2 protein-coding genes are annotated in these 1,091 nt (G+C 71.5%); one reads left to right on the forward strand and one right to left on the reverse strand.

Annotated features, from left to right (window positions below):
- Positions 1–414, reverse strand: a 414-nt coding sequence (locus R1101_RS28605) for a RecB family exonuclease (RefSeq protein WP_198420329.1), incomplete at its 3' end; no start/stop codon positions are given.
- An 89-nt stretch (positions 415–503) separates the two neighbouring features.
- Between R1101_RS28605 and R1101_RS0124100 the strand changes: the two genes are divergently transcribed.
- Positions 504–1,091 (forward strand): tRNA (adenine-N1)-methyltransferase (locus R1101_RS0124100; protein WP_016935710.1); only part of this gene is annotated, 588 nt, incomplete at its 3' end.

Genomic DNA, 1,091 nt, shown 5'->3' on the forward strand with positions numbered 1-1,091 from the left:
ATCGCCGTCGAGGGTCGTCTCCACCCGCAGTTCGCAACCGTCGGCGGCGACGGCGGTGGGGTCTTCGACGGTGAAGTAGGTGCTCAGCAGCGCGGCGGCCTCGGCGAGGAAACCCGCGTCGTCGGTGTCGATGCCGAGATCGGGGGTGGTGGCGAGGACACGGGCCAGGGCGTCGGGCAGCAGGGTCTGCGCGGCGGTGGGGGTGCGGTCGGGGCCGTCGAGCGCGAACAGTGCTTCGAGGGCGGCGTGCACGACGGTGCCGCGCGCCTGGGCGCGGGTGGGCGGTGCGGTGAGCCGGTCGACGGCCTTGAAGCGGTAGAGCAGCGGGCAGCGGGTGAAGTCGGCGGCGCGGGAGGGGGACAGGGCGACCGGCCGCACCATGTCGGCGGGGGGTGTGGGCGCAGCTGTGGTCACACCTGGCAGGCTAGGACGCGGGTCCGACACGGTGCCGGACCCGCGTGCCCGTGCGCGGGTGCGGGGCTGGAACGAAGGTGGACACGGCGATGGCAGTAGGCGGACTCGGGCGCAGCGGACCCTTCCAGGTGGGGGACCGGGTGCAGTTGACCGACGCCAAGGGCCGCAAGTACACCGTGGTGCTCGAGCCGGGCAAGGAGTTCCACACCCACCGCGGCGGGATTCTGCACGACGATCTGATCGGCACCGACGAGGGTGTGGTGGTCACCTCCACCAACGGCACCCCCTATCTGGCGTTGCGGCCGCTGCTGGTGGACTACGTGATGTCGATGCCGCGCGGTGCGCAGGTGATCTACCCGAAGGACGCCGCGCAGATCGTGCAGGAGGGCGATGTCTTCCCCGGCGCGACGGTGCTCGAGGCGGGCGCCGGATCCGGGGCGCTGACCTGTTCGCTGCTGCGCGCCGTGGGGGAGGGCGGCCGGGTGATCTCCTACGAGGTGCGCGAGGACCATCTCGCCTACGCCGAGCGCAATGTCGACACGTTCTTCGGGGAGCGCCCGGCGAACTGGACGACGGTGCTCGGGGATCTGGCGGACTACGACGTGGAGAAGTACGGCCGGGTCGATCGGGTGGTGCTGGACATGCTGGCGCCCTGGGATGTGCTGGAGACGGTGAAG

The sequence above is a fragment of the Rhodococcus sp. R1101 genome (assembly GCF_000278445.1).
Taxonomy (GTDB): Bacteria; Actinomycetota; Actinomycetes; order Mycobacteriales; family Mycobacteriaceae; genus Rhodococcus; species Rhodococcus gordoniae.